This window comes from Verrucomicrobiota bacterium (assembly GCA_016871675.1).
Classification (GTDB): Bacteria; Verrucomicrobiota; Verrucomicrobiia; order Limisphaerales; family VHCN01; genus VHCN01.
In genome coordinates, this window is record VHCN01000133.1 from 1 (window position 1) to 3,120 (window position 3,120).

General features: G+C 65.3%; 3 protein-coding genes. All 3 read right to left on the reverse strand.

Features of this window, described 5'->3' with window-relative positions; all coding sequences use genetic code 11:
* Nucleotides 1-376 precede the first annotated feature (376 nt).
* Nucleotides 377-1,309 carry an aldo/keto reductase gene (locus tag FJ386_15325; protein MBM3878058.1) on the reverse strand — a complete coding sequence of 311 codons (933 nt, stop codon included), beginning with the start codon at nt 1,307-1,309 and terminating at the stop codon, nt 377-379.
* 24 nt (nt 1,310-1,333) lie between these two features.
* Nucleotides 1,334-1,735 (reverse strand): hypothetical protein, encoded by a 402-nt coding sequence (locus FJ386_15330; protein ID MBM3878059.1) that lies wholly within the window; start codon nt 1,733-1,735, stop codon nt 1,334-1,336.
* 133 nt (nt 1,736-1,868) lie between these two features.
* Nucleotides 1,869-3,120: exo-alpha-sialidase (locus FJ386_15335; protein MBM3878060.1), on the reverse strand; the 1,252-nt coding region annotated here is incomplete at its 5' end.

Genomic DNA, 3,120 nt, shown 5'->3' on the forward strand with positions numbered 1-3,120 from the left:
GACCACCAGCGCCACAGCAAAGCGCGCAAGGGAGAAGCGGGGTTGAACAGCTAGTTGCAAATCGATTGCATTTAATCGGCCGGCTCCCGCCCGCGCAAGCATATTTTTTGACTTTCTCGTGCCCGCCCGGAAGCACCGCTTCTATCGCGCGAAAAAGCTGGCGTTCGGGACTGAAGGATTAGCCGGGACAATGCAGTCGGTGTTGGGGAGCGCACGCCTCCGGCGTGCGGTTTCCAGCGTCCCGCCGGGAACTTCGTCCCTCCATCTTCATTCCAACAGACGGTGCGAAGAAAGTTCGAGGAACGAGGTCGTGTCCGGGACGGGCACGACGGCACGCGGGACGCGTGCGCTGCCCGTGCAACCGCCTCGTGCCGGATTAGTTGTTCTCCGCCAGCCCTTCCTTGTGACCAAGGTTTTTCACGGGAGCGAAGATGGCTTGGACTTCACGCAACAGTTCCTCGTCGATCGGTTCGGCGGCCCACCTAGCCCAGTTGCGGATGTTCGCAGGGTTCGCGCTGCCGCTGACGGTCGTGGCGATGTCGGGATTGGCGAGGCTGAACTGAAGCGCGAGCTTCGCGATGTCCACGCCCTTGCTCGCGCAGTGGGCGGCGGCGGCGCGGGCGGCCGCTTTCACGGACTCCGGCTCCTTGAGCCACGCGGGCAGCGGCGCGTTGGTGAGCAGGCGCGCGCTGAACGGGCCGGCGTTCATCACGCCGACGCCCTTGGCCTTGAGATACGGGACGGTCTCGTCGGCGAAGCGGGTGTTTTGCAGCGTGTATTGGTTGTAGGAGAGCACGCAGTCCACGTCGGTCTGATCGCAGATGAAACGGAAGATTTTCTGCGGATACCCGCTGAAGCCGATGAAACGCACCTTGCCGGCCTGCTGAATCTTCCGCAGCGCGGGAATGGTTTCGTCCACGATCTGCTGCATCGGCACGAACTCGATGTCGTGGCAAAGGATGATGTCGAGGTGGTCGGTGCGGAGGCGGTGCAAGCTCACATCCACGCTCTCGGCGACGCGTTTGGCGCTGAAGTCAAAGTGCGTGAGATCGTAGCGGCCGAGCTTGGTGCAGAGCGTGTAGCTGTCGCGGGGAACGCCCTGAAGCGCGATGCCGAGGAGCACTTCGCTCATGCCGCGTCCGTAGAAGGGCGAGGTGTCAATGAAGTTGAGCCCGCAATCCAGCGCGACGCGGACGCTTTCGAGCGCCTCGTCGAGTTTGACCGCGCGGAACTCGGCGCCGAGCGAGGACGCGCCGAAGCTGAGGATGGGGAGTTGGAGGCCGGTGCGGCCGAGGGGGCGGGTTTGCATCGGGCAGTATTCAGTGACCAGTGTTCAGTGGGAGGCAGCCTTGCGCGCCACGCGCCTCGCGAATCCTTCGACGGCGATGACGGCGCGCTTGTGCAAGCCGCGGGCGATGACCTCGTGCTCGTCTCGCACCTCGAATTGAAAGTCCACCGTCCGCGCCTCACAACCAATGACCCGTGTGATGATCGTGACCGACTCGCCGACCGGAGTAGGGGCGAGGTGGCGTATCTCCAGCTCCGCGCCGACCGTGCGCTCGGTGTCGTTGAGGAACGGATACAGCGACTCGCGCGCGGTGCGCTCGATGAGCGCCACCAGGCGCGGCGTGCTCAACACTGCCGGCATCCCTCCCGTCGCGAAGTCGATGACGTGCTCCTGCCCGACGGTGAATCTCATCTCACCGGTGGTGCCGATGCGGGGGCGGCCAATCATGTGGTCTGCGGCGAATCCTGATGATCGTCGTATGCCCGCCTCCGCGATGCGTGCCTCGCGCGAAGCGGCCTCGATCACGACGGGGGATTAGGAACTTGATTTGAACCAGGCACAAGTCGATTGACCCGCACGCTCATTTCGTGTCGCCCTCCATCACCCATGCCGCGTTGAAGTGCGCGTGCTTGATGGCCTTGCTCCGCGGCTTGCCGTCCGCGTCGCGCTCGAAGCCTTTCTCCAAATGAAAGCTGTAGCTCGCGTGCAGCGTGCCGTCCTTCGCCTGGATGATGCTCGGGTAATGGAAACGCCCGCCCTCGTCCGCCGCGAACTCGAGGTTGCGCCGCCACTTCCACGACCGGCCCTCGTCGTCCGAGAGTTGCACCGACAACCGGTGGCGCCCGCGTTCGAGGTCGTTGCTGATGAGGATCCACCTCCCGTCGCGCAGTGACGTGATCTCGGCGCCGGAACCGGGATTCGGATGGAGGCTGTCCGTGACCTCGCTCCACGTGAAGCCGCCGTCGCGCGACTCGGCCTGATGCAGGCGCTTGGGCGGCGGGCCGTTGTCGCGCATGAGCGTGTAAAGCGAGCCGTCCTTCCGTTGCACGAGGCTGGGCTGGATGTTGCCGAGGCCGGTGAGCGGCGCGCTGGCCTTCCACGTCGCGCCCCAGTCATCGCTGATGTTCATCAACGAAAAGCTGAACCCGTCCGAGTAAAGCGGCACGATGAGCCGCCGGCCGTCGAGCACGAACGGGTGCGCGCGTGTGAACCAGCCGAGGCGCCGCGTGAGCTTGTCGGCGGCCTGCGTCCGCAGCGAGGCCATCCACGCGGTGAGGCGCGGCTGCAACTCGGCGGGCGCGGACTTGAGAACCTGCGCCTCGACGCGGGCGACGAAGTTGCTCACCGCCGGCTCGAACTCCGGCCCCGGCGTGACGTGCATCACCTCGTTCACCTCCCACTTCGGCGCGCCGTCCCCCGAGTAATCGGACGCGATGCGATACTTCATCAGGGCGGTTTCCCACTTGTTGGCGAGGATCGTCGGCCACATCAGCCAGAGCCGCCCGCGCGGGTCCACGAACATGCAGCAATTCGTGTCGGGATACTCCGGCGTGTCGGCCATCGTGAAGCGCGGGCTCCACGTGCGGGAGCCCTTGCGCAGGCGCGCGCCCTCGATCTTCACGTCGTCCGCCTGCCGCTCGCCCGAGCCGTGGAACCAGCACACGATCAAGTCGCCGTTGGGCGCCTCGACGATGCACGAGCCGTGGTTGTGCCAGTGCTCGAGCGGGAAGATCAGCTCCGCCGTGTGGAAGGGCTTCTCCGCCGCGCAGCACGGCATCGGTCCCGGAAGGAAACCGACCGAGAAAACCACGAGGAGCCATGGCAGTGGAAAG